Annotated in this window: 21 protein-coding genes; 10 read left to right on the top strand and 11 right to left on the bottom strand. The window is 71.4% G+C overall.

Annotated features, from left to right (window positions below):
- The first annotated feature begins 26 nt into the window (after positions 1-26).
- A complete protein-coding gene (locus tag QSK17_RS00505; RefSeq protein ID WP_285702324.1) occupies positions 27-956 on the top strand; it encodes a cation diffusion facilitator family transporter in 930 nt (309 codons plus the stop codon).
- 87 nt (positions 957-1,043) lie between these two features.
- Here the strand turns inward: QSK17_RS00505 and QSK17_RS00500 are convergent, their stop codons facing one another.
- The 3 genes from QSK17_RS00500 to QSK17_RS00490 all read right to left on the bottom strand — a co-directional run bounded on the left by QSK17_RS00500 (position 1,044) and on the right by QSK17_RS00490 (position 3,620).
- Positions 1,044-1,754, bottom strand: a complete 711-nt coding sequence (locus tag QSK17_RS00500) for a response regulator (protein ID WP_285702323.1) — start codon at positions 1,752-1,754, stop codon at positions 1,044-1,046.
- Positions 1,751-2,953: a sensor histidine kinase gene (locus QSK17_RS00495; protein ID WP_285702322.1), complete on the bottom strand. Its 1,203-nt coding sequence runs from the start codon at positions 2,951-2,953 to the stop codon at positions 1,751-1,753. Before QSK17_RS00495 ends, QSK17_RS00500 begins: the two co-directional genes overlap by 4 nt.
- A gap of 334 nt (positions 2,954-3,287) precedes the next feature.
- A complete protein-coding gene (locus tag QSK17_RS00490; RefSeq protein ID WP_285702321.1) occupies positions 3,288-3,620 on the bottom strand; it encodes a MerR family transcriptional regulator in 333 nt (110 codons plus the stop codon).
- Between the two features lie 201 nt (positions 3,621-3,821).
- Here QSK17_RS00490 and ahcY point away from each other — a divergent pair, with 201 nt between their 5' ends.
- Positions 3,822-5,249: an adenosylhomocysteinase gene (gene ahcY / locus QSK17_RS00485; RefSeq protein ID WP_285702320.1), complete on the top strand. Its 1,428-nt coding sequence runs from the start codon at positions 3,822-3,824 to the stop codon at positions 5,247-5,249.
- Between the two features lie 37 nt (positions 5,250-5,286).
- Positions 5,287-6,534 (top strand): adenosylhomocysteinase, encoded by a 1,248-nt coding sequence (locus QSK17_RS00480; protein WP_285702319.1) that lies wholly within the window; start codon positions 5,287-5,289, stop codon positions 6,532-6,534.
- Between the two features lie 169 nt (positions 6,535-6,703).
- On the opposite strand, the gene QSK17_RS00475 is transcribed toward QSK17_RS00480, so the two are convergent.
- Entirely contained in the window at positions 6,704-7,813 is a 1,110-nt protein-coding gene (locus QSK17_RS00475) for an RDD family protein (protein ID WP_285702318.1), read from the bottom strand.
- Between the two features lie 45 nt (positions 7,814-7,858).
- On the opposite strand from QSK17_RS00475, the gene QSK17_RS00470 reads away from it, so the two are divergent.
- Complete coding sequence (locus tag QSK17_RS00470) at positions 7,859-8,851, top strand: stage II sporulation protein M (protein ID WP_285702317.1); 993 nt, start codon at positions 7,859-7,861, stop codon at positions 8,849-8,851.
- Between the two features lie 148 nt (positions 8,852-8,999).
- Here the strand turns inward: QSK17_RS00470 and QSK17_RS00465 are convergent, their stop codons facing one another.
- Genes QSK17_RS00465 through QSK17_RS00445 form a run of 5 tightly spaced genes read right to left on the bottom strand, consistent with a single transcriptional unit; the run spans position 9,000 to position 14,685 of the window.
- Positions 9,000-10,334: a DUF58 domain-containing protein gene (locus QSK17_RS00465; RefSeq protein ID WP_285702316.1), complete on the bottom strand. Its 1,335-nt coding sequence runs from the start codon at positions 10,332-10,334 to the stop codon at positions 9,000-9,002.
- A gap of 52 nt (positions 10,335-10,386) precedes the next feature.
- Positions 10,387-11,361 carry an AAA family ATPase gene (locus QSK17_RS00460; RefSeq protein ID WP_285702315.1) on the bottom strand — a complete coding sequence of 325 codons (975 nt, stop codon included), beginning with the start codon at positions 11,359-11,361 and terminating at the stop codon, positions 10,387-10,389.
- Complete coding sequence (locus tag QSK17_RS00455; RefSeq protein ID WP_285702314.1) at positions 11,358-12,524, bottom strand: DUF4350 domain-containing protein; 1,167 nt, start codon at positions 12,522-12,524, stop codon at positions 11,358-11,360. Before QSK17_RS00455 ends, QSK17_RS00460 begins: the two co-directional genes overlap by 4 nt.
- Positions 12,521-13,183: a DUF4129 domain-containing protein gene (locus tag QSK17_RS00450; protein WP_285702313.1), complete on the bottom strand. Its 663-nt coding sequence runs from the start codon at positions 13,181-13,183 to the stop codon at positions 12,521-12,523. The genes QSK17_RS00455 and QSK17_RS00450 overlap by 4 nt, the downstream gene beginning before the upstream one ends.
- On the bottom strand, positions 13,180-14,685 hold the full coding sequence (locus QSK17_RS00445; RefSeq protein WP_285702312.1) for a DUF7847 domain-containing protein: 1,506 nt from the start codon (positions 14,683-14,685) through the stop codon (positions 13,180-13,182). Before QSK17_RS00445 ends, QSK17_RS00450 begins: the two co-directional genes overlap by 4 nt.
- 360 nt (positions 14,686-15,045) lie before the next feature.
- Between QSK17_RS00445 and mtrA the strand changes: the two genes are divergently transcribed.
- From mtrA to QSK17_RS00415, 6 genes are all read left to right on the top strand, one after another.
- Positions 15,046-15,723, top strand: a complete 678-nt coding sequence (mtrA, locus tag QSK17_RS00440) for an MtrAB system response regulator MtrA (RefSeq protein WP_210157292.1) — start codon at positions 15,046-15,048, stop codon at positions 15,721-15,723.
- Positions 15,724-15,741: 18 nt separating this feature from the next.
- Complete coding sequence (gene mtrB, locus QSK17_RS00435; protein WP_285702311.1) at positions 15,742-17,475, top strand: MtrAB system histidine kinase MtrB; 1,734 nt, start codon at positions 15,742-15,744, stop codon at positions 17,473-17,475.
- The gene (locus QSK17_RS00430) at positions 17,465-19,249 is read left to right on the top strand and encodes an LpqB family beta-propeller domain-containing protein (RefSeq protein WP_285702310.1); all 1,785 of its coding nucleotides are present in this window, start codon (positions 17,465-17,467) and stop codon (positions 19,247-19,249) included. Before mtrB ends, QSK17_RS00430 begins: the two co-directional genes overlap by 11 nt.
- A gap of 94 nt (positions 19,250-19,343) precedes the next feature.
- Positions 19,344-20,207 (top strand): ComF family protein, encoded by an 864-nt coding sequence (locus QSK17_RS00425; protein WP_285702309.1) that lies wholly within the window; start codon positions 19,344-19,346, stop codon positions 20,205-20,207.
- 533 nt (positions 20,208-20,740) lie between these two features.
- Positions 20,741-21,391 (top strand): ribosome hibernation-promoting factor, HPF/YfiA family, encoded by a 651-nt coding sequence (gene hpf, locus QSK17_RS00420; protein ID WP_285702308.1) that lies wholly within the window; start codon positions 20,741-20,743, stop codon positions 21,389-21,391.
- Positions 21,392-21,640: 249 nt separating this feature from the next.
- Positions 21,641-22,321, top strand: coding sequence for a response regulator (locus QSK17_RS00415; protein ID WP_285702307.1), 681 nt, complete (start codon positions 21,641-21,643; stop codon positions 22,319-22,321).
- A gap of 29 nt (positions 22,322-22,350) precedes the next feature.
- Here QSK17_RS00415 and QSK17_RS00410 read toward each other — a convergent pair whose 3' ends face one another.
- Together QSK17_RS00410 and QSK17_RS00405 are read right to left on the bottom strand one after the other, a co-directional pair.
- Complete coding sequence (locus QSK17_RS00410; RefSeq protein WP_285702306.1) at positions 22,351-23,610, bottom strand: winged helix-turn-helix domain-containing protein; 1,260 nt, start codon at positions 23,608-23,610, stop codon at positions 22,351-22,353.
- 59 nt (positions 23,611-23,669) lie between these two features.
- Positions 23,670-23,945: an HGxxPAAW family protein gene (locus QSK17_RS00405; RefSeq protein WP_285702305.1), complete on the bottom strand. Its 276-nt coding sequence runs from the start codon at positions 23,943-23,945 to the stop codon at positions 23,670-23,672.
- Positions 23,946-23,951 lie beyond the last annotated feature (6 nt).

The following is a 23,951-nucleotide window of genomic DNA, read 5'->3' as shown; positions in this document are numbered from 1 at the left end:
TCTGGTCGATTCGTGAGGAGACTTCTGTGAGCGCGGGTGGCGGTACCAAGGCGATCGTCGCGGCGTTGAGCGCCAACCTGGCGATCGCGGTGTCGAAGTTCGTGGCGTTCGTGTTCACGGGATCGTCCTCCATGCTCGCCGAGTCGGTCCACTCGGTGGCCGACTCGGGCAACCAGGCGTTGCTGCTGATCGGCGGCAAGCGGGCGGAGCGGGCCCGGACGCGGACGCATCCGTTCGGGTTCGGGCGCGAGCGTTATTTCTACGCCTTCGTCGTCGCGGTCGTGCTGTTCACCGTCGGCGCCCTGTTCTCTCTATACGAGGGCTGGCACAAGATCTCCGACCCGCATCCGGTGGAGTCGCCCCAGTGGGCCTTCGCGGTGCTCGTCTTCGCGATCATCGCCGAGGGGTTCTCGTTCCGTACGGCCATCAAGGAGTCGCGCCACCTCAAGGGTGACCACTCGTGGTTCTCGTTCGTCCGCAGGGCGAAGGCGCCCGAGCTGCCCGTCGTCCTCCTGGAGGACCTCGGCGCGCTCCTCGGTCTGGTCTTCGCGCTGTTCGGCGTGGCGATGGCCGTGGTCACCGGGAACGGCGTCTGGGACGGCGTCGGCACGCTGATGATCGGCGTCCTGCTGGCCACCATCGCGGTCGTCCTGGCGCTGGAGACCAAGTCGCTGCTGATCGGCGAGAGCGCGGCCCCCGAGGTCGAGGAGCAGATCTGCGCGGCGCTCGAGGGCGCCCCGGAGGTCACCAGGGTCATCCACATGCGGACGCTGCACCTCGGCCCCGAGGAGCTCCTGGTCGCGGCGAAGATCGCCGTCGCGCACGACGACACGGCGGCGCAGGTCGCCCAGGGGATCGACGAGGCCGAGCGGCGCATCCGCGAGGCGGTGCCGATGGCCCGGGTCATCTACCTGGAGCCTGACCTCTACCGCTCCAAGGGCGCTCCGGTGAGCTGACCCGGCCTCTGCGGCTCCCGCGGTGCTCCAGTGAGCCGACCCGGCCTCTGCCGCTCCTGAGGTGCTCCGGTGACCTGGGTCGACCGTTCACGCCGGGGAGTCGCGTGATCCGGCCTGGACCAGGCCCGTCTCATACGCGTAGACGACCGCCTGGGTGCGGTCGCGGAGTCCCAGCTTCGCCAGCAGGCGGGCCACATGGGTCTTCACGGTGTGTTCTGACACCACGAGCCGGGCGGCGATCTCGGCGTTCGACATGCCGCGAGCGATCAGCGACAGCACGTCCGACTCCCGTGGTGTCAGCGGCGTACTCTCCGATCTGGCGGGCCTGCGGCGCTGCCGCGCGAACTCGGCGATCAGCCGCCGGGTCACCTTGGGCGCCAGCAGGGCCTCCCCCCGGGCGACGACCCGGACCGCCTCCACGAGGGAGGCGGCCGTGACGTCCTTGAGCAGGAACCCGCTGGCCCCCGCCGCGAGCGCGTCGTAGACGTAGTCGTCAAGATCGAACGTAGTGATCATGATGGGCCGGGTGGGGAGGTCGGCGACCATGCGCCGGACCGCCTCGATGCCGTCCATTCCCGGCATCCGGATGTCCACCAGCGCGACGTCCGGCCGTGTCTCGCGGGCCAGTCGCACCGCCTCCGCTCCGTCGGCGGCGGTTCCGGCCACGGTGATGTCCGGCTGGGCGTCGAGTATCGCGGCGAACGCGCGCCGTACCACGGGCTGGTCGTCGGCGACGATGACCGTGGTCGCGGGGCTGGTCGGGTGGTCGGTCGGGTGGTCGGTCAGGTGGTCGGTCATTCCGTCGGCAGTCCCGCCCGGACGATGAAGCCGCCGTTCGGCCCCGGCTCGGCGCTGAACCAGCCGTCGAGTGCGAGGGCGCGCTCCCGCATCCCGATCAGGCCGTGCCCGCCCACGTCGCCTTGCGCCGGATCGTTCGGCGACCCCGCCTGTGCCGGGCCGGGACCGTTGTCGGCCACCCTGATGGCCAGCAGGTTCGGCTGGTAGGCCAGCTCGATGGAGACCCGGGAGCCCGGAGCGTGGGTGCGGGCGTTGGCGAGGCACTCCTGGATGATCCGGTAGGCCGAGACGTCCACCGCCTGCGGCAGCGGCCGCTCCTCGCCGACGATGTCGAGGTCCACCTCGCCGCCGTGCCGTTCGATGAGCTCGCGCACCCGCTCCAGCCCCGGTTGTGGATCGAGAGCGGTCTCCGCGCCGCTGTCGGCCCGCAGCACGCCGAGCAGCCTGCGCATCTCGCCCAGCGTCTCTCGCGCCGCCGTGGCGATCTCGGCGAACTCGGCCTTGACCGGGTCGGGCAGGTCCTTGAGGGTGTACGGCGCGGCCTCGGCCCGTACCGCGATCAACGAGATCGAGTGGGCCACGACGTCGTGCATCTCGCGGGCGATCCTGGCCCGCTCGCCCATGGCGGCCTGCTCGCGAAGTGCCTCCACGTTGTCTGCCCGGACCTGCCGTATCTCGGTCCGGCTGCGCCGTACGTCGGCGAGGAACGCCGCGGCGGCCAGTGCGGCAGCCGTGGTCAGGACGAAAGGCATCGCGAAGGGGAAGCGGGACCAGACGCCGAGGAGGACGGGGACGATCGCGACACCGCAGATCGTGACACCGCAGAGGAGCCAGGAGGCCCCTCGGCTCACGTGGCGGAAGATCGTGTAGGCGGACAGCAGCCCCGACGCGTAGACCGGGTGACTCAGGCCGAAGAGGTTGCCACCTACAGAGAGCAGCAGACCGAGCGCGCCGAGAGCGGTCAGGCCCACGACCACGAGGGGCATCCGGCGGCGGAAGATCTGTGGCAGGGTGGCGAGCCCGGCGGAGAGCGTCCCGAGGAGGCTGAGGTAGCCGTCGAACGCCCCGAGCTGGTCCAGCGCGAGGAGGAAGAGGCCGACGCCGACGGCGATGTCCAGGAAGGGCGACTCGATGATCCTTCTGAGATCGAGGCCCGCCACCTTGCGCTCGGCCTGGTCGAACTTCGCGGTGAGATCCATGGCAGGAATTGTCGCGGTGGTCGGGACACGGTGTCGTCACTCTTTCGAGCGAACTCGGGCCTTCCGAGCCGCCTGTGCCGCGGGCAGACCTTCCTGGGTGCTGGTGCCCCTCCCGGCAATCTTTGCCCCGTCGCGTCGCCCAGGGCGGCACCTCGCCGCGTTGTCGCCCCACCCACGAAAACTCCTCGCAAGCTCGGACTTTCCGCGGGGCCCGGGAATGTCGGCCGTAGGCTCCGCTACGACCTCCTCCTTCGCCTTGCGATGCACCACCCTGGACACCGCTCCTTCCAGGCAAACCTTGCCGGTCACGGCACTGGGAGTCGTGCCGGGAACGTCAGCGGTTCCTGAGCAACCGCAGGGCCTTCTCCTTCTCGAAGTCGAGCGCCCTGCGGGGGGCCTGGATGCGGCCGATCCGCACGCCCAGTTCGCGTACGGCCTGGGCCACCGAGGGGTCGGACAGCGCGCGGAGGGCGAAGGCCAGCTCGGCGGGGGAGACGTCGAACCGGCGCTCCAACTCCATGGCCTGGCCGACGGCCTCCAGTTCCTCGGGGCCGAACCTGCGGTGCGCGCCCCGGTCGCGAACGGGCGGCAGCAGGCCCAGCGCCTCCCTGTACCGCAGCATGCGGGGCGACATGCCGAGCTGCTTGGCCGCCTCAGTGATCCGCATCGGGCTCCCCGCTCCGTTCCCAGTACTCCCGGCGACGCCCCGTCGCGCGACGTCCCCTTGGCAACGGTAGACACCGCGACGGCCCTTTGGCAGCCCTGGAGGCGTGAACCTTACATTCTTGTGTCAGGTTCGCACCTCTCGGCGTGCGTCGTGCCGCGCGGGACGCCTAAACTCGCAGGCGACTGATACGGAGGGACACACATGGACTTCAAGGTCGCCGACCTTTCACTTGCGGAGTTCGGCCGCAAGGAGATCCGACTCGCTGAGCACGAGATGCCCGGGCTGATGGCGACCCGCAGGGAGTACGCCGCCGCCCAGCCGCTCAAGGGCGCGAAGATCATGGGCTCGCTGCACATGACGATCCAGACGGCCGTGCTCATCGAGACGCTGGTCGCGCTCGGCGCCGACGTGCGCTGGGTGAGCTGCAACATCTTCTCCACGCAGGACCACGCCGCCGCCGCGGTCGTCGTCGGTCCCGAGGGCACTGTCGACAACCCGTCCGGCGTGCCGGTCTTCGCCTGGAAGGGCGAGACCCTGGAGGAGTACTGGTGGTGCACCGAGCAGGCGCTCGCGTGGCCCGACGGCTCCGGCCCGAACATGATCCTCGACGACGGCGGCGACGCCACGCTCCTGGTCCACAAGGGCGCCGAGTTCGAGCAGGCGGGCGCCGTGCCGGCCGCCGCTGAGGACGACCCCGAGGAGTGGGGCATCATCCTCGACACGCTCCGTCGTACGGTCTCCGGCGACAAGCGCTGGACCCGGATCGCCGAGGGGATCAAGGGCGTCACCGAGGAGACCACCACCGGCGTGCACCGCCTGTACGAGATGCACAAGTCGGGTCAGCTCCTCTTCCCGGCGATCAACGTCAACGACTCGGTCACCAAGTCGAAGTTCGACAACAAGTACGGCTGCCGCCACTCGGTCATCGACGGTCTCAACCGCTCCACCGACGTGCTGATCGGCGGCAAGGTGGCCGTGGTCTGCGGCTACGGCGACGTGGGCAAGGGCTGCGCCGACGCGCTGCGCGGCCAGGGCGCCCGCGTGATCGTCACCGAGATCGACCCGATCTGCGCGCTGCAGGCGGCCATGGACGGCTTCCAGGTGACCACGCTGGAGGACGTCGTCGGCATCGCGGACATCTTCGTCACGACGACCGGCAACTTCGGCATCATCACCGCCGAGCACATGTCGCAGATGAAGCACCAGGCGATCGTGTCCAACATCGGCCACTTCGACAACGAGATCGACATGGCCGGGCTGGGCCGCATCCCCGGCATCGTCAAGAACAACATCAAGCCGCAGGTCGACGAGTGGGTCTTCCCCGACGGTCGCTCGATCATCGTGCTCGCCGAGGGCCGCCTGATGAACCTGGGCTGCGCGACGGGCCACCCGTCCTTCGTGATGTCGAACTCGTTCACCAACCAGGTGATCGCGCAGATCGAGCTGTTCACCAAGACCGCCGAGTACCCGATCGGCGTCTACGTCCTGCCCAAGCACCTGGACGAGAAGGTGGCCCGGCTCCACCTCGACGCTCTCGGCGTCAAGCTGACCAAGCTGACGAAGAAGCAGGCCGAGTACATCGGCGTCGACGTCGAGGGTCCGTACAAGCCGGACCACTACCGCTACTGACCGGGACACCGGCCGAAAGCGTCACCGGGCGGGAACCATGACGGCGCGCGATCTGGCGGAACTGACCGAGGCGGGCGAGCGGCGGATCGGGTGGGCACGGCGGTCGATGCCGGTGCTCACCGCGATCGCCGCGCGCTTCGCCGCCGAGAGGCCCCTGGACGGCCTGCGGGTCGCCGCGTGCCTGCACGTGACGGCGGAGACGGCCGTCCTGATGGGCGCGCTCAGGGCGGGCGGCGCGGAGATCGCGCTGGCCGCCTCGAACCCGCTGTCCACCCAGGACGACGTCGCCGCCGCGCTCGGCGTGTACGGCATCGCGGTGCACGCCCGGGCCGGCGTGGACATGGAGACCTACTACCGGCACATCCATCAGGCGCTGGACATCTCGCCGGACATCGTGCTCGACGACGGATGCGACCTGGTCAACATCCTGCACACCGAGCGTCCCGACCTGTCGGTGGCGGGCGGCTGCGAGGAGACCACGACCGGGATCATCCGGCTGCGCCAGATGGCCGCGGAGGGCGCGCTGAAGTTCCCCGTGGTCGCGGTCAACGACACGCGGACCAAGCGCATGTTCGACAACAGGTACGGCACCGGGCAGTCCACGCTCGACGGCATCATGCGCGCCACGAACGCGCTGCTCGCGGGTCGCACCGTCGTCGTCGCGGGGTTCGGGTTCTGCGGTCGCGGTGTGGCCGAACGCGCCAAGGGCCTCGGCGCGCGGGTGATCGTGACCGAGATCGACCCGGTGAAGGCGCTCGACGCCGCGCTCCAGGGCTACGAGGTCCTGCCGATGGGGCAGGCCGCACGGGTGGGCGACGTGTTCGTCACTGTCACGGGCAACCGCGACGTCATCCGGGGCGAGCACCTGGCCGTGATGAAGGACGGCGTCATCCTGGCCAACGCGGGGCACTTCGACGTCGAGATCGACGTTCGCGCCCTGGAAGGTCTGGCGGAGTCGGTGAATTTCGGGGTCCGCCCCAACGTGGATGAGTACGTCCTGGCGGACGGCAGGCGGCTCCTCCTCCTCGCCGAGGGCCGCCTCGTCAATCTGACCGCGGCCGAGGGGCATCCGGCCGCTGTCATGGACATGTCCTTCTCCGCCCAGGCACTCGCCGTCGCCTGGCTCGCCACCGAGTCCGTACGGCTGCCGCCCGGCGTGTACGACGTCCCCGCCGACATCGATGCCGAGGTGGCCAGGCTCAAGCTCGCGGCGACGGGGATCGCGATCGACGAGCTCACCGTGGAGCAGGAGGACTACCTCCATTCCTGGCGCGCCGGGTCCTGAACCCGGTTCGGAGGATGTGAGGTCCCGGGCGCGAAGTCGGGGTGAAGTCGGGTGGAGACGGCCGGCTGACTCTGTCCCTCTGCGCCGGCCGTCCCCACCCTGCCCCCTTGCAGGTATGCCCCATAGCCTGCAGGTCGTCTCTTGTGCCCTGCTTTGCGGCGTCTACACCTCAGCTTGGGGGGGCGAATCCACCCGGTGTCGGTCCGGCGGGATTCGAGGGAGGCATCGGTCGGTTCGCCGGGGGCGCCGGCGGGTTCGCGGGAGACATCGGTCGGCTAGCCGGAGGCATCGGTGTGTTCGCCGGTGGTGCGGTCGGAGCGGGCGGCGCCGGCGGTGCCGGCGGTGCACCGCCGTACGACCCGCTCGCGTTTGGTGCGCCCGCGTACGACCCGCTCGCGTTTGGTGCGCCCGCGTACGACCCGCTCGCGTTTGGTGCGCCCGCGTATGGTGCGCCCGCGTATGGTGCGCCCGCGTATGGTGCGCCCGCGTACGACCCGCTCGCGTACGGCGAGCCGCCGTACGGCGCGGCGGCGGCCCGCGCCTGCGCCAGCCGTAGCTCCTCGCGGCGGCGCCGCTCCGCCAGGACCGCGGCGAGGTAGGTGTGCGGCGGTAGTCCCGGCGGCGGCGGGGGAGCGACACAGGCGGCCACCTGGCCTGCGATCCGGATGCCCATCTGATATCGCGCATCCGGGGTGAGCTGGTGCCAGCGCGTCAGGTATTGCCGGGCCGTGTCGGCCAGCTCGGCGGACAGCTGTGACAGCTCCAAGGAGCTCGCCCACGGCGCGAGCTGCGGCGGCATCTCGGGGGGCGGCTCCTGGCGCGGCGCCCGCTCGCCGATCACGATCGTGCCCGCGAAGACGTCGCCGAGCCGCTTGCCCCGCTGGTTGACCAGCGAGGTGATGAGCGCGGGCGCGCCGAAGAACATCCAGAACTCCAGGAACCCCGCGAGGCCGCGGAACAGCGCCTGCCGGAACCGCACGGGCCCGCCGTCGTCGCCGACCACGCGCAGGCCCATCGCCAGCTTGCCGAGGCTGCGTCCCCTGCTGACCGTCTCGAAGACGACGGGATAGCCCACCACCACGAGCACCGTCAACAGGATCAGCAGGCCCGTCGTCATCGCCGTGTCGGTGACGAACGACGCGTTCCCCACCAAGACGTACATCACGATGAGGATGATCCACTGGACGAGCCAGTCGATGAGGAACGCGACGCCCCGAGTGGGAAGCTGCGCGATCCGTACTTCGACGACGACGGCCTCGCCGGTCACAACATCGGCCACATATCGCACCCTACTGGGGTATTACCGCTCGATAGAGTTCAGTCCGTGGACATCGATGCGTTCGTCGCCGCTCACCGGCCGGCGTGGGACCGGCTGGACGACCTGGTGCGGCGGCGCCATCGACTCGACGGAGCCGAGGTGGACGAGCTGGTCGAGCTGTACCAGCGGGCCGCCACCCACCTGTCCGTCGTCCGCTCGGCCTCGACCGACGCGATCCTGGTGGGCAGGCTCTCCTCGCTGGTCGCGCGGGCCCGCTCGGCCGTCACAGGGGCGCACACGCCCGCCTGGCGGGAGGTCGTCCGGTTCTTCACCGTCTCGTTCCCCGTCGTGGCCTACCGCGCCCGCTACTGGTGGCTGGGGGCGGCCCTCGCCTCGCTCGCGGTCGCGTACGTCTTGGGGGTGTGGGTCGCCCGCGATCCGGCGCTGCAGGCCGTCGTCGGGACCCCCGAGGAGGTCAAGCAGCTCGTCGAGCACGACTTCGCCGACTACTACTCCGAGAACCCGGCCGCCTCGTTCGCCGGCCGTGTGTGGGTCAACAACGCCTGGGTGTCGGCGCAGGTCATCATCTCCGCGGTCGTCCTCGGGCTGCCGATCCCGTACATCCTGTGGCAGAACTCGGCCAACGTCGGCGTCATCGGCGGGTTGATGACGGCGCACGGCAAGGCGGACGTGTTCTGGGGGCTGATCCTCCCGCACGGCCTCCTGGAGCTGACCGCGGTGTTCCTCGCCGCCGGCGTCGGCCTGCGGCTCGGCTGGACGGTCATCGACCCCGGTCCGCGGCGGCGGGGCGAGGCGCTCGCCGAGCAAGGGCGCGCGGTGATGAGCGTCGCCCTCGGCCTCGTCGTCGTGCTGCTGGTCTCCGGCCTGATCGAGGCGGGCGTCACGCCGTCCGGCCTGCCGACCTGGGCGCGGATCGGGATCGGCGTTCTTGCCGAGGTCCTCTTCCTGGTCTACGTGGTCGTGTTCGGCCGCCGGGCGTCCCGCGCGGGCGAGACCGGAGACATCGAACGCGCCCCCGACCTCGTCCCCACCGCCTGACCCCGCAGGCGTGACGTCCTGGTTCGAACCGCCCCACAGACCATGCGAGGCGCGCGGCGGGGAAGTAACCGACGAGCGACCCCGAGTGAGGAGGGCACGAGCCGCCTCAAGGGGCGCGCCGAGCCGCCGTGCCGGAGGCGCGGCAAAATTACAGCCGCCCGGCCGCCTTCAGTGCCAGGTAGGCGTCGGCGAGCGCCGGGGCGATGTCCTCGGGTAGCGCGTCGACCACCTCGACGCCCTGGCCGCGCAGGCGGGCGGTGATCCTGCGCCGCTCGCCGCGCAGGCGCTCGGCCGCGGCGGCGTCGTAGACCTGCTCCGCCGTATCGCGCTCGGACGCCATGGCGGCGACGCGCGGATCGGCGACGGCGGCGACCAGCACCGTATGGCGCGACGACAGCCGCGGCAGCACGGGCAGCAGGCCCTCCTCCATCGCGGCCGCGTTGAGGTCGGTCAGCAGCACGACCAGGCAGCGGCGTCTGGCCCTGGCCAGGACGGCGGCGACCATCCCCGGCGAGTCGGCCTCGACCAGCTCCGCCTCGATCGGCGCCATCGCGTTGACCAGCGACGACAGCAGGTCGGTACGGGACGCCCCGGACAGCCAGGCGCGCACCGTCCGGTCGTAGGCGAGGAAGTCCACCCGGTCGCCCGCCCGCGCCGCGAGGGCGGCGAGCAGCAGTGCGGCGTCCATCGACCAGTCGAGCCGGGGCCATCCAAACGCCTGGCCAGATGCCTGGCCGGGCTGTGGCGCCACGCCGACCCGGCCCGCGGACGTGCGGCCCGTGTCGAGGACGATCAGCACCCGCCGGTCGCGTTCTGGCCGCCAGGTGCGCACCACGACGTCGCTTCGCCGGGCGCTGGCCCGCCAGTCGATGGACCTGACGTCGTCGCCGACCACGTACTCCCGGAGCGAGTCGAACTCGGTGCCCTGGCCGCGCACGAGCGCGGGGTGCCGGCCGTCCAGCTCGCGGAGCCGGGCCAGCTTGGCGGGCAGGTGCTTGCGGCTGAGGAACGGCGGCAGCACCCGCACCGACCACGGCACCAGATGTGAGCCCTGGCGCGCGGCCAGGCCGAGCGGGCCGAGCGAGCGCACGGTCACCGTGACCGCCTCGCGGTCGCCCCTCCTCGTCGGCGTCAGCGTGGTGACCAGGCGGCGACGCTGGCCCGGGGGAACGTCCACGCGGAGATGCCGGGGCGCCGCACCCGCGGACGGCGGCCACGCGTCGCGCACCACGCCCCTGACCCGGCGGCGGCCCGGGTTCTCCACGACCAGCCCCACGGTGACCGACTCGCCGAGCCGTACCAGGCGCTCGCCGTCCCGTTGGAAGCGCAGCCCGCGCACGCTCCCCGCGAACAGCAGGTCGAGCAGGACCAGCGCGGCGAGCAGCAGCGCGAGGCCCAGTACGGCCATGGGTGGGTCGGGGGCGACGAGCACCACGAGGGCGCCGAGAGCCGCGAGCAGTCCCGCGCGTCCCGTCAGCGCCACCGGGGGGTCCCTTCATTCATCGGTTCGCACCTGTCGGTCGCATAGGGCCGGATCAACGGGGGACGGGGACGCCGGCGAGGATGCCGTCCAGGATGCCGTCCGGCGTCGCGCCTTCCAGCTCGGCCTCGGGACGGAGCTGGACGCGGTGCCGCAGGGCAGGCCGGGCGAGCGCCTTCACGTCGTCCGGCGTCACGTAGGTCCGGCCGGACAGCCAGCCCCACGCCCGCGCGGCGGCGAGCAGGGCGGTCGCGCCGCGCGGGGACACGCCGAGCTGCAACGAGGGCGACTGCCGGGTGGCGCGGGCGAGATCGACGACGTAGCCGAGCACCTCGGGCGCCACGTGGACCTGCTTCACGGCCTCGCGGCCCGCCTCCAGATCGGCGGCGGACGCGACGGCCATGATCGAGGAGAGGTCCCGAGGATCGAAGCCGAGCGCGTGCCGTTCCAGGACGGCGATCTCCTGCTCGCGCGGCGGCAGCGGCACGGTCAGCTTGAGCAGGAACCGGTCGAGTTGGGCCTCGGGCAGCTGGTAGGTGCCCTCGTACTCGATCGGGTTCTGCGTCGCCACGACGATGAACGGATCGGGCAGCTTGCGCGCGTCCCCGTCGACGCTGACCTGGCGCTCCTCCATCGCCTCCAGCAGGGCGGCCTGGGTCTTCGGCGGGGTCCGGTTGATCTCGTCGGCGAGCAGCAGGTTGGTGAAGACCGGCCCCTCGCGGAACTCGAACTCCGCCGTCCTGGCGTCGTAGACGAGTGAGCCGGTCACGTCGCCGGGCATCAGGTCGGGGGTGAACTGCACCCGCTTGAAGTCGAGCGCCAGCGTGGCGGCCAGCGTGCGGACCAGCAGGGTCTTGGCCACACCGGGGACGCCTTCGAGCAGGACGTGCCCCCGGCACAGCAGCGCGATCACCAGCCCGGTGACGACCGAGTCCTGTCCCACCACCGCCTTGGCGACCTCGGCGCGCAACGTGGCGAGCGCCTCGCGGGCCGCGTCCGCCCCCGGAGACCCGGGTGAAGAAGTGGTCAAGAGTCTCGTACCTGCCTTTCGAGTGTGTCGAGGTATCCGGCCAGGGCCACCAGTGCGCCGTCGTCCACGGGTGCGGGGCCGTACAGGGCGGACCGCACCTCCGGCGCGTCCCGCCCGGTCCGTGCGGCCGCCGCGGCGACGACCTCCTCGGGGGAGGCCGTCGGGGGCAGCCCCAGGCGGGGGGCCAGCCGGTCGATCGCGGCGCCGCGCAGTGCCAGCGCGGCGCGGTCCCTGGCCCGCCGCGCCCGGTAGAGGCGGCCGCGGCCTTCCACGGTCTCGGACGCCCGGACGACGACCGGAAGCCGCTCTGCGACGACCGGCCCGAGACGGCGTCCCCGCCAGAGGGCCACCACGCCCACCGCGACGGCCAGCTGCACGATCGCCCAGCCGACACCGGCCGGGATGAAGTCGCCCAGACTCCTGCCCTCGGGACCGGCCAGACCGGAGTCCCCCGCCTTCGGGGTCGCCAGCCAGATCAGCCGGGGCCTGGCTCCGGCCAGGTTCATCGCGAGCGCGGCGTTGCCGTCCTCCGCGAGGCGCAGGTTCGTCATGAACGAGCCGTCGCCGGCCACGGTGACCGTCCCCCCGTCGAGCGCGTACCGCACGAGTGTCGGCCGCCCGGCCGCCGGATAGCAGCCGGTGGAGCCCGCGGGGGCGGTGAAGGACGCGCCGCCCAGGTAGGCGCTGCCCGCCCTGGCCGCCTGCCGGAGGTCGCAGCGCGGCTCCCGGGACCTGGCCCGCACGTGCTCCTTGGCGAGCACTCCCTTGGCCAGGATGTCGAGGTGCCGCACCGCGCCGACGATCAGCCTGTCCCGGCCCGATCCGGCGATCCGGCGTGCGTCGTAATCGGTGAGGAAGCCGGTGTCGGTGATGAGGAGCTGGCTGTCGGGGCCCGCGGCGGCGAGCAGCGCGAAGACGCTCTCGACGCGCACGACGGTCACGCCCCTGCGGCCGAGCAGCTCCGCGAGCGCCTGGGCGCCCACGTCCGAGGAGTCGCCGGGATCGAGCCGGCGGTCCTCGGTCCCCGGCGACGACAGCAGTACGGGGACCAGCGCGGTGGCCAGCACCAGCAGCGCGACCAAGAGGATGCCGCGCCCGCTCCGCCACATGCCCTTGGCCGTGGGCGACGTGGAGACCGACGACGGCGCGGTCACGGTGCTCACGCGTCCGCCCCCAGGGTCGCCCGGGCCGCCGCGACGCGCCGGTCCAGCTCCGCCAGGCTCGCGTACTCCGCCGCCGTGCCCGGGGCCTCGCCGTACGTGACGTCGTCGAAGAGGCGCGCGGCGGCGCTCAGCCGGGCGGCGTGCTCGGGCAGGGCCCGGCCCGCGTCCGCGGCCAGCTCGACGGCCGTACGGCCCGGCATGGGGCTGACGACGGCGCGTTCCTCCAGGTCTCGGGCGATCGCCCGGAGCCGCTCCCTGATCGCCTCGGCCCAGCTGCCCTCCGCGGCCAGCCGCTCGGCCTCGGTCCGGTGTTCGGCCGCCGTGCGCTCCCGCCCGCCGAGGAGCGCCTCCCCCGGAGTACGGCGGGAGCGGGACATTCGCCGCAGGGACCAGAACAGCAGCGCCGCGAGCAGCGCGATCACGGCCACGATGACGAACAGTGCGATCCGCCCGCCGCCCGGTCCTCCGGACGCGCCGTCCAGCAGGTCACCGAGAAGCTGCGTGAAGTGCCGCCACAACCGGTCGACCAACGGCTCCTGGTGGTAGCCCGAGCGCAGCAGCTCCTCGACGGCCTCGCGCTGGGCCTCCTCGCGGCCGAGGTCGATGGGCGGGTCGAGCGCCGCCACGGCCGCGAGCCACGGGGAGGTGGGCAGAGTCACGATCGGGGACCGAAGGGAGGGGGGCCGGAGGAGCCCGGCCCGCCGTGCCCCCCGCCGGTGTCGTGGACGCCGTACGCGGCGGCGCCCGACCCGGCGGCCGCGGCGTTGGACGGATCCCACAGGTCGTCCACCGAGGCGTGCACCCAGCCCTGCGTCTGGTTCTGCGCCGCCGCCGACCGCAGCACCAGGTCGAACGCCTCCGCCCGCATCCGCCGGTCGGCGTACAGCAGGCCATTCACGCCGGCCTGGAAGGGATACGTGATCATCGCGCTCAGCGTGCCGCCGACCGAGGTGAGGAGGGCGACGGCAACGGTGACCCCCGCCGACGAGCCGCCGGTGATACCGATCAGCGAACCGGCGAACGAGAACGGGAAGGACAGCACGGAGCCGATGATCCCGGCGAGCAGGCTGGTCAGCAGCAGGATGCCGAAGACCCGCCACGAGTTGCCCTTGACCAGGCGCCACGAGCGGGACATGGCGTCCGTCGGGCCGCGGCCCTCCAGCACCACGGCCGGCGCCGACAGCGCGAACTTGGTCGTGAAGAACAGCGCGTACGCGATGTAGGGGACGATCAGCAGCATGATCAGGCCGAACGTGCCCATCCCGCTCGAGGACGAGTCCGCTGCCATGCCCAGGGCTCCGGAGGCGGCCAGCGCGAAGATCAGGCCGATGATGAGCAGCGCGGGGATGATGAGGATCAGCCCCTCCAGCAGCACGAGGCCGAACAGCGCGGGCAGCCGCCGCCTGGTCAGCCGCCAGGCCTCGCCGACGGTGATCCGCCCGCCGAACACCGCGCGGCCGAGCACCCGGGTCAGGATGCCAGTCAGGATCGTGGTCGCCACGAACGTCAGCGCCAGCGAGATCAGGGTGCCCACGAGCTGCGCGACCACCCCGCCGAACGCGAAGGACGCGTCCGCCGCCCCGGGGTTGGCGAGGAGGTCCTGGAACGACTGGAGGTAGATCGCCTGCCCCACGGAGACCGGCAGTGTGGTGATCGCCGCGACCATCGCCGACAGGCCGAGGGTGGCCTTCGGGTGCGAGCGCACCATCTTGATGGTGCCGTCGAGGATGTCGCCGAGAGCGAGTGGTCGCAGCGGGATGATGCCCGGTCGCGGTGCCTGCGGCGGCGGGCGGAACCCCTGCGGGCCCGGGGCGTACGGGTTGAAGCCGGGCTGGGCGCCGTAGTGCTGCTGGTACCCGTAGGGCGGCGCCCCGTACGGCTGCCCGTGCTGCTGCCCGTGCTGCTGCCCGTGCTGCTGCCCGTGCTGCTGCCCGTGCTGCTGCCCGTAGGGCTGGCCGTACGGCTGCCCGTGCTGCTGGCCGTACTGCTGGCCGGGCGGCGGCGGGGGAGGAGGAGGCGGGGGCGGGGGCGGCGGTGTGCCACCGGACGCGCCGGGGGCGGCCCAGGATCCCGGGGATCCGCTGTACGCCGGAGGCTGGTTGGGCGCCCAACCGGGTGGCACGTCGGGGGCGGGGCCGTCGTGGTCAGGGCCGTCTGTCATGTCCCAATCCTGGCATGATGTACGGCTCCTTGGCATGGCGAGCCGTGGGCGGGATCCCACGCGCGTCGGCGGCCTTCATGATCGACATTTCGAAACGATCATTCGGGGCCGTGGTCGCGGGGATGACCGGGGCGGCGGTCCCGGGCACGAATTCCGCTCTGTGCGGGCATCCGTGCGGGCAAAGGACGTGGTGCGATCTTGTCCGCATTTGGTCACATCATCGCGCGTTCCGTCCTGTGCGCCTAAACTCCTTCCTTTGTCATGGTCGTGTATCGCTCATGCGGTGGCCACAGGTAGCCTTCCGGTGAACGTGTGATATCGCCCATATCTCTCAAATCTGCGTAGAACGAATGAGGGGCCATGAAAGGACGCGTGCTGGTCGTCGATGACGATGCCGCTCTCGCCGAGATGCTCGGCATCGTGTTGCGCGGGGAGGGATTCGAGCCATCCTTTGTGTCCGACGGTGACAAGGCGCTCGACGCATTCCGCGACACGCGGCCGGACCTGGTTCTTCTCGACCTGATGCTCCCGGGGGCGGACGGCATCGACGTGTGCCGCCGCATCCGCGCGGAGTCCGGCGTCCCGATCGTCATGCTGACCGCCAAGAGCGACACCATCGACGTGGTGCTCGGCCTGGAGTCCGGCGCGGACGACTACATCGTCAAGCCGTTCAAGCCGAAGGAGCTCGTCGCCCGCGTACGCGCCCGGCTCCGCCGCACCGACGAGCCGACCCCCGAGATCCTCCAGATCGGCGACATCACGATCGACGTCGCCGGACACTCGGTCAAGCGCTCCGACGAGACCATCAACCTCACGCCGCTGGAGTTCGACCTGCTGGTCGCCCTGGCCCGCAAGCCGCGCCAGGTCTTCACCCGCGAGGTCCTGCTGGAGCAGGTCTGGGGCTACCGCCATGCGGCGGACACCCGCCTGGTCAACGTGCACGTCCAGCGGCTCCGCGCCAAGATCGAGAAGGACCCCGAACACCCCGAGATCGTGGTCACGGTCCGCGGTGTCGGGTACAAGGCCGGCCCCGCCTAACCTCCCGGCCGACCCGCGATGCCCGCCCCCGCGAAGAAGCGCGGCCGCAGGAGCCCACGGCAGATCGCGCGCGGCGTCCGCCGGTGGGCCCGGCGCGCCGTGCGCGGGGCGCGCGGCGTCTGGCGGCGGTCGCTCCAGCTCCAGGTGGTGACCAGCACGCTGGTCATCTCGATGACCGTGGTCGCGGTCCTCGGTGTCTTCCTGATGCAGTCCATCGTCAAGTCGATGGTGGACGGCCGCAGGAACGTCGCCGTCGCCGAGGCCGCCGCGAACGTCACCACCATCGCGGGTTACCTGGAGAACGCGCCCCTCGGCGGCGACTCCGCGAAGCCGCAGGCATCCGGTGACGGTGCCGCGACGTCGCCCGACAACCCGGTGGACGTGGTGGCCAAGAGCCTGGCCGACCGGGCCGGATCCCGCTACAGCGTCGTCATCCGCAATGACGGGGCGGTGGGCGAGGATCGCGCGACCGGCAACATCGACTGGCGGAGCGTCCCCGAGAAGATGCGCGAGAAGGTGCGCCAGCTCGGCCCGCTGGACCCGCCCTACGCCCAGATCGGCGTTCCGCTGCACTTCCTCGGCAAGCCGCCCGAGGTCGGCCTGGTGGTCGGGGCCAAGGTCATCTCGTACAACGGCACCGTCTATGAGATCTACCACCTCTTCCCGCTCGGCGAGGAGGAGCGGACCCTGTCGTCCATCCGGCAGCTCCTCATCGTCGTCGGCGCCGTGCTCGTGCTGCTCCTCGCCGCCATCGCCTCGCTGGTGACCCGCCAGGTCGTCACGCCCGTACGGCTGGCGCGGCAGGCCGCGGAACGGCTCGCGGCCGGCCGGCTGGAGGAACGGCTCAAGGTGCGCGGCGAGGACGACCTCGCCCGGCTGGCCACGTCGTTCAACGAGATGGCGTCCAACCTCGCCGTCAAGATCCACCAGTTGGAGGAGCTGTCCCAGGTCCAGCGGCAGTTCGTGTCCGACGTGTCGCATGAGCTGCGCACCCCGCTGACCACCGTCAGGATGGCCGCCGACCTGCTCTACGAGAGCCGCGAGGACTTCGACCCGGCCGCCGCGCGGTCGGCCGAGCTCATGCAGAACCAGCTCGAACGCTTCGAGTCGATGCTCGTCGACCTGCTGGAGATCAGCAGGTACGACGCAGGAGCCGCGACGCTCGACCTGGAACCCGTCGACATGCGCGACGTGGTGCTGAGCGCGATCGGGGACTCCGAGGCGCTGGCCGAGCAGCACGCCACGCGCTTCGAGCTGCGCCTCCCCAGCGAGCCCTGCATGGCCGAGGTGGACAGCCGCCGGGTCGAGCGCATCCTGCGCAACCTGCTGTTCAACGCGATCGAGCACGGCGAGGGCAATGACATCGTCGTCACGCTGGGAGGCGACAGGGACGCCGTGGCGGTCGCCGTACGCGACCACGGGGTGGGACTGAAGACGGGCGAGGAGAACCTGGTCTTCGACCGGTTCTGGCGTGCCGACCCGTCACGGGCGCGGACCATCGGGGGAACGGGGCTCGGCCTGGCCATCTCCCGCGAGGACGCGCTCCTGCACGGCGGCTGGCTCCAGGCGTGGGGGGCGCCGGGGGAGGGCACCCAGTTCCGGCTCTCCCTGCCCCGGCAGGCGGGGGCCGAGCTCAAGGGATCGCCGCTCCCGCTCGTCCCGCCCGAGATCGAGATGCGGCGGAGCTGGCGCGGGCACGTGCCCGCGCTCCCGGCGGGGATGGGGGACACGGTGGTCTTCGATGTGGACTAGATCCGGCCCGCTCAGGTGCGCCGCGGCCGCGGCCACCGCGCTCGTGCTGGCCGGTGGCGGAGCCGGGTGCGCCATCATCCCGACGAGCGGGAGCCCGATTCCCGCCAAGGAGGAGAGCAACAGCGACCCGCTGAACGCGCCGTACGTGCGCATGATCGCGTCCCCGCCGAAGCCTGGCGCGCCGCCGCGGGACATCGTCGCGGGGTTCCGCGCCGCGATGGCGAGCGTGGACGACCCCGACTGGGAGATCGCCAGGAAGTACCTCACCGGTGACGCGCTCACCGAGTGGAATCCCGAAAGCGGCGTCACCGTCTTCGACTCGACCAAGCCCAAGGAGGAGAGCGACGCGACCGGCGCGACCATGACGTTCCGCGGGGCGGTCGCCGCGACGATCGACGGCGACGGGCGCTACCACGACCTCACGCTCGCCGGAGTCGAGCGCGACGTGGCGTTCGGCCTCAGGAAGGTCGACGGGGAGTGGCGCATCTTCTCGGCGCCGCCGGGACTGCTGCTCTCGTCCGCCGACGTGAAGCGCGCGTACGGCGCGTTCGACCTGTACTACCCCGACGTCAGCAGCAGGTGGCTGGTCGCCGACCACGTCGCCATCCGGATCAACCCGAGTGAAAGCCAGGTCGAGACCCTCGTCAGGTGGCTGCTCCGGGGCCCGGGAGGGTCGCTGCGCAGCGCGGTCACGAACGTGCTGCCGGCCGGGACGCGACTGCTCCGCGTCGCTCCGGACGGCGACAGCGTGATCCTCGACTTCAGCTCGTCCATGGCCACGATCGGGAGCCAGCATGAGCAGCTCAGGGCGGTGTCCGCGCAGCTCGCCTGGACGCTCAAGCAGGTCATCCCGGGGCAGAGCATCCAGATCCAGGTGAACGGGGAGCCGTTCCCGGCGGACGGCCGGACCATCAAGTGGCAGAGTTACCCCGAGTTCAACCCCGCCGACCTCACCGGGGACCAGGCCGCCTACTTCATGAGGGGCGGCGTGCTGCACCGGGTCGACCACGACGCGGGCGACCCGGTGGTCGAGGGCGCACCGGGTCAGAAGACCATGGGCTTCACCTTCCCGGCGATCTCCGGCACCGAACGGCAGGCCAGGGTGGCCGCACTCGGCGAGGACGGCGCCGTCTACGTCTCCTCCATGACCGAGGACAGCCGCTGGGACAAGTGGATCGCCGGAACGAAGGGCAGCACGCTGACCCCGCCCTCCTGGGACCGGTACGGCGCCGTGTGGACGGCCGAGAACATCGCCGGCGAGCTGCGCGTCTGGACCGCGTACGGCGCGGCGGCGCAGCGGGTCCTCGTCCCGGCCGACATCGCCGAGGCCAACGTCGAGGCGCTCCGCGTCGCCCGCGACGGCGCCCGCGTGGCGATGATCGTCGACAGCGGCCACGGACCCGAGGTGCGGACCGGCCCGATCATCCGGGACGAGGGCAACCTGCGGATCGGCGAGCTGCGGACGCTGGTGGAGGCCAAGGAGAGCCAGCGCATCCTCGACGTCGCCTGGAAGGACGGGCAGCACGTGGTGGTGCTCTCCGATAGCCTCAAGGGCGGCCGTGTCTACACCGCGTACTCGGTGACCGACGGGCGGTCCGAGGAGCCAAAGTCGGCGGCGCACGTCTCGACCATCAGCGCGGCGGGGGACTCCCTGCTCGCCGGCGGCGAAGACGGTGGCGACGGCGGCGAGGTCCTGTCCTGGGACGGCAAGAAGAGCGAGTGGGTGACCAAGGCCAAGGACGGGGCGAGCATGCCCGTCTACCCCCTCGGCTGATCGTGGTCATCGGGGCGCTGTGCTGACGGAGTGGCGCCGCCCGTGAAGGCGTGGGACCGGCCGGACTGTCGGTGGCCCCTGGCAGGGTGGGCGGGTGCTCGCCGCCCTGCTCGACCTCGTCCTGCCGCCCCGATGCGCCGGTTGCGGTGAGCCGGACGCCCTGGTCTGCCCGCTCTGCATGGAAGAGATCCTCCGGGATCCGGCCGAGCGGCCACCCGATCCGCCACCTCCCGACCTGCCCGAGTGCTGGTCGGCCACCCGCTACGACGGCGCCGCCCGTCGCCTGCTGCTCGCCTACAAGGAGCGCGGCCGAACGGCCCTGGCCCCGGTGCTGTCCGCCGTCCTGGCCGAGGTCGCGGAAGCGGCCCTCGCCGGTTCCGCGGCGGGGACGGGAGCGCGGACGGGAGCGCGGACGGTGGCGGGGACGGTGGCGGGGATCGTCGCGTCCGGCCCGATCACGCTGGTGCCGGTGCCGAGCGCCCGCGCGGCGGCGCGGAGACGCGGCCACGATCCGGTCGGTGTGATCGCGGCACGGGCGGCGGCGCTGCTGCGACGGCGCGGCCTGCCGGCCACGTCCGCGCCGATGCTGCGGCAGGCCCGCCGGGTGGCGGATCAGGCGGGCCTGAGTTCCACGCAGCGGGCCGCCAACCTGTGCGGCGCGTTCGAGGTCGTTCCCGGCCGGGCGGGCCCGGCAGGGCCGTCTGGGGGCCGGGCGGCCACCGTCCTCCTGGTCGACGACATCGTCACCACCGGAGCGACCCTGGCCGAGGCGGCCCGCGCCATACGGGAGACCGGTGCGAAGGTCCCGCTGGCGCTCACGGTCGCCGCCACCGGAAGGAGCCACCACAGGGAGAGGCCGTCACACGGCGAGTCGCAGCGGACGAAAAGACCGGGAAAGGACCGGATTCGGCGCGCGACACGCCTGAGAGACGGAGATCACGTCGATGACCGACGGTAAAGAAATGGTCGATCGCGACGCTGTGTCCGATGCCACGACTTTGTCCCTCGTTGGACGAGATGCCCTGTTCAGCGGGCACTGATACCCCAGTGCGGCAGGCGGAACCGCCCACGCCGAGCAGGTGGCGGAGAGGGCCGGTTCGCGCGGAGGTCACGAACTGTGATCATTCGGCGGGTCGCGCGGCTGACATTCGGCCCGGCAGCGACTAGCGTTCAGGACATGGCACCCGTCCGGGTCCGTGGTTGCACCGGATCGACCCCCATGAGGGGGCCGATCCGGCTAGCCGATGCCAGCCGCAGGCGAAACGGTCCACGTAAGGCGACTCTTGGTCGTCCGATCACGGTGCGGCTTAGAGGTAAGTCCTGCCTCCCCGGGGGTCCAGATGTCCCCCGCAAGGAGAGAAGGGCAGTAGTGGCAAAGAGCTGCGAGACCCTCAGCAGGCGGATGTGGGGACGAAGACCAGGTCGGCCGGACGGGTGCCGCGAGCGCTTCGCGCTCTCCATCACAGTCGAAAGGCGAAGGGGGGCTATTGCGTGGACATCATCGTCAAGGGACGGCACACCGGTGTGAGTGACCGATTCCGCGAGCATGTGACCACCAAGCTGGCCAGAATCGAGCGACTGGACAACCGGCTCATCCGGGCGGACGTGGAAGTGTCCAAGGAACGGAATCCTCGGATGAGCGACCAGCGGGAACGCGTGGAGCTGACGATCCGCTCCCGGGGCCCGGCGATCAGGGCCGAGGCCGCGGCGGACGACCGGTTCTCGGCGCTGGACATCGCGCTGGGCAAGCTGGAAGCGCGCCTGCGGCGGCTCGCCGACCGGCGCAAGATTCATCACGGAAAGAACAGCCCACCGTCGGTGGGCGCGCTCACCGCCGGACTGGGCGACGTGATCCCGGAGATCACCGAACCGTCGCCCGAGGTCGAACCCAGGACCGAGGTCCCGCAGCAGACCGCCTATGAGGAGCCCGTCGTTCCGATCGAGATGGACGGCGAGGGGCCGGTCGTCGTCCGGGAGAAGTTCCACGAGGCCGAACCCATGACCATCGACCAGGCTCTTCTCGAGATGGAGCTCGTCGGGCACGACTTCTATCTCTTCCGAGACAAGGAGAGCGGACAGCCGAGCGTCGTCTACTGTCGCCGCGGCTACAACTACGGCGTGCTCAGGCTGATCGAGCGCTAGCTGGATCAGCGCTAGCGACGGGCAGCATTTGTCAGACACTCCCTAAGAGCCCCCGTGGGTTCCGCGTCCGGCGGAATCCACGGGCCAGGCCGTACCCCCGCCGTCGAAGATCCTCTCCCACGCCGGAACCCGTGTAATGATGGCGATCCGGCTACCTTGACCCCCGCAAGGAGGAGAAGTGAGCGAGCGGAGCGAGCGAACCTGGAGGCGCAGCAGCGTTTCGCGAAGGCGGCCGACGAAGGAGGCTGCATGAGCGAGCGGGGCGGTGAACCGATCCGCGTCCTCATTGTGGACGACCACGCGCTGATCCGCCGCAGCCTGGAGCTCGCGCTGTCCGCCGAGGACGACATCGAGGTGGTCGGTGAGGCGAGCGACGGCCAGGAGGCGGTGGAACTCGCCGACCGGCTGCTTCCAGACGTGGTGCTGATGGACGTGCGGATGCCCAGGCAGGACGGCATCGAGGCGACGCGGAGGATCAAGGAGTCGGTGCCGAGCACGCGGATCGTCATGTTGACGGTCAGCGACGAGGAGGAGGACCTCTTCGAGGCCATCAAGGCGGGCGCCACTGGTTATCTCCTCAAGGACGTCCAGATCGACGAGGTGCCCGACGCCGTGCGTGGTGTGCACGAGGGCCAGTCCCTCATCAACCCGGCGATGGCCGCCAAGCTGATCAGCGAGTTCCAGCACATGAGCCGCAAGGAGGCGGAGCGGCCCCCGCAGCTTCCGGTGCCCCGCCTGACCGAGCGCGAGATGGAGGTGCTCCGCCTCGTCGCCAAGGGCATGAACAACCGCGAGATCGCCAAGGACCTGTTCATCTCCGAGAACACCGTGAAGAACCACGTGCGCAACATCCTGGAGAAGCTGCAGCTGCACTCCCGGATGGAGGCCGTGGTGTACGCCGTCCGGGAGCGCCTGCTCGAGATCACCTGACGGCGCGGTCAGGTCGTGTCCGACACTCCCTAGGCGGAGCCGTCCGGCGGCTCCGCCGTGAGCGCGGCGCGCAGTGGGGCCTCGTGCTCCGGCGAGGTGACTCGCTCGACGCGCACGCTCGTGCACCCGACCCAGCGCGCGGCCTCCCACAGCGCGGCGCGCATCGACTCGACGGCCTCGGCTCGGCTGCCGCCCGGCTCGAACCCGACCTGGCGGGCGACGAGGACGGACCCCTCACGGGCCGGATCCACACGGCCGATGAGCCGCCCGCCGGCCAGCACCGGCATCGCGAAGTATCCGTGTACGCGCTTGTGCTTGGGGACGTACGCCTCCAGGCGGTGGCTCAGCCCGAAGACGCGCTCGGCCCGCGCACGCTCCCAGATGAGGGAGTCGAAGGGGGACAGGAGCGTGGTGCGGTGCCGCCCGCGCGGCTCGCTCTCCAGTGCGGCGGGGTGGGCCCATGCGTTGGCCGACCCGTCGCCCGCCGGGCCGCGCCGGGATTTCGGAGCGGGCCATCCGGACACGTGGACGGGCACCAGGCCCGCGGCTCCGCTGTGCAGCGCGTCGTCGAGGAGGTCGGCGTACTTGCCCTTGACGCGGGTGAAGTCGACCAGGTCGGTCCTCGTGGCCACGCCGAGGGAGCGGCCGGCGATCGAGGTGAGCGCGGCCACGCCGTCGGCGTCGGTCACGTCCCGGGCGAGGAGGTCGCCGGGAACGGCCCGCTCGGCCAGGTCGTAGACACGCCGCCAGCCGACCCGCCGGGTGCAGACGACCTCGCCGATGTCCAGCAGGTATTCGATGGAGATCTTGGCGTCGGACCAGTCCCACCATTCGCCCGCCTGTGTCGTGCCGGAGGCGCGCCGATCGACCCGGGCGCCGCCGATGTCGGTCGTGGTGATCGGCCCGTCCGTCCGGACCTGGTCCAGAATCTTGTCCACGGTGGGCGGGACCTCATGCCAGCGATAGCGCCGGTCACGGTAGGCACGGCGGCGGAAGGCGTACAACGGCCAGTGTTCGAGGGGAAGGATGCAGGCGGCGTGGCACCAGTATTCGAAGGCCTGGGCCGGGTCGTGCCAGTACGCCCGCTCGGCCGTCGCCCGGCCGATGGGTCCGAGCCGGGCGTACGCGACGAGTTCGTGCGAACGTGCGAGCACCGAGATGGTGTCGAGTTGTACCGCGCCCACGCGCCGGAGCATGCCGCGCACTCCGCCACTCCGGGAGTCGGCGCCGAGGAAACCCTGGGCCCGGAGGATGATCCTGCGGGCCTCGTCTGCTGTCAGGTCCGTCACAGCGGCCGATGTTAGACGCTGTGACCGACAAAACGACTACGACGGTGTACGGGGCCGGATCAGTGCTGGGGCAGCTGGTGGTGCTCGAAGGGGGAGAGGTGCTCGCGCTCGGGCACCACCCGCGGGGCGTCGATGATCACGTCGGAGAAGATGTCGACCAGAAGGGCGACCACGCCTCCGACCGCGCAGATGCCCGCTCCGACCCAGAAAGTGATCCAACTCGGCCCGAGAGTCAGGCCGACGCCGCCGACGGTGAAACCGGCGAGAATGATGATGACGGCGAGCCATGACTTGGGGCTTCCGCCGTGACTGCCCTGATGTGCGCTTTCTGCCATACACCG

The organism is Microtetraspora sp. NBRC 16547 (assembly GCF_030268965.1).
Lineage (GTDB): Bacteria > Actinomycetota > Actinomycetes > Streptosporangiales > Streptosporangiaceae > Microtetraspora.
The sequence above is the reverse complement of the archived record's forward strand: the minus strand, read 5'-3'. Positions and strand labels throughout refer to the sequence as shown.

Coding starts and splice junctions, on each gene's coding strand:
- QSK17_RS00500 (WP_285702323.1), bottom strand. CDS start 1,754: ATGACCGACCACCTGACCGACCACCCGACCGACCACCCGACCAGCCCC.
- QSK17_RS00495 (WP_285702322.1), bottom strand. CDS start 2,953: ATGGATCTCACCGCGAAGTTCGACCAGGCCGAGCGCAAGGTGGCGGGC.
- QSK17_RS00490 (WP_285702321.1), bottom strand. CDS start 3,620: ATGCGGATCACTGAGGCGGCCAAGCAGCTCGGCATGTCGCCCCGCATG.
- ahcY (WP_285702320.1), top strand. CDS start 3,822: ATGGACTTCAAGGTCGCCGACCTTTCACTTGCGGAGTTCGGCCGCAAG.
- QSK17_RS00480 (WP_285702319.1), top strand. CDS start 5,287: ATGACGGCGCGCGATCTGGCGGAACTGACCGAGGCGGGCGAGCGGCGG.
- QSK17_RS00445 (WP_285702312.1), bottom strand. CDS start 14,685: ATGACAGACGGCCCTGACCACGACGGCCCCGCCCCCGACGTGCCACCC.
- mtrA (WP_210157292.1), top strand. CDS start 15,046: ATGAAAGGACGCGTGCTGGTCGTCGATGACGATGCCGCTCTCGCCGAG.
- mtrB (WP_285702311.1), top strand. CDS start 15,742: ATGCCCGCCCCCGCGAAGAAGCGCGGCCGCAGGAGCCCACGGCAGATC.
- QSK17_RS00430 (WP_285702310.1), top strand. CDS start 17,465: ATGTGGACTAGATCCGGCCCGCTCAGGTGCGCCGCGGCCGCGGCCACC.
- QSK17_RS00415 (WP_285702307.1), top strand. CDS start 21,641: ATGAGCGAGCGGGGCGGTGAACCGATCCGCGTCCTCATTGTGGACGAC.
- QSK17_RS00405 (WP_285702305.1), bottom strand. CDS start 23,945: ATGGCAGAAAGCGCACATCAGGGCAGTCACGGCGGAAGCCCCAAGTCA.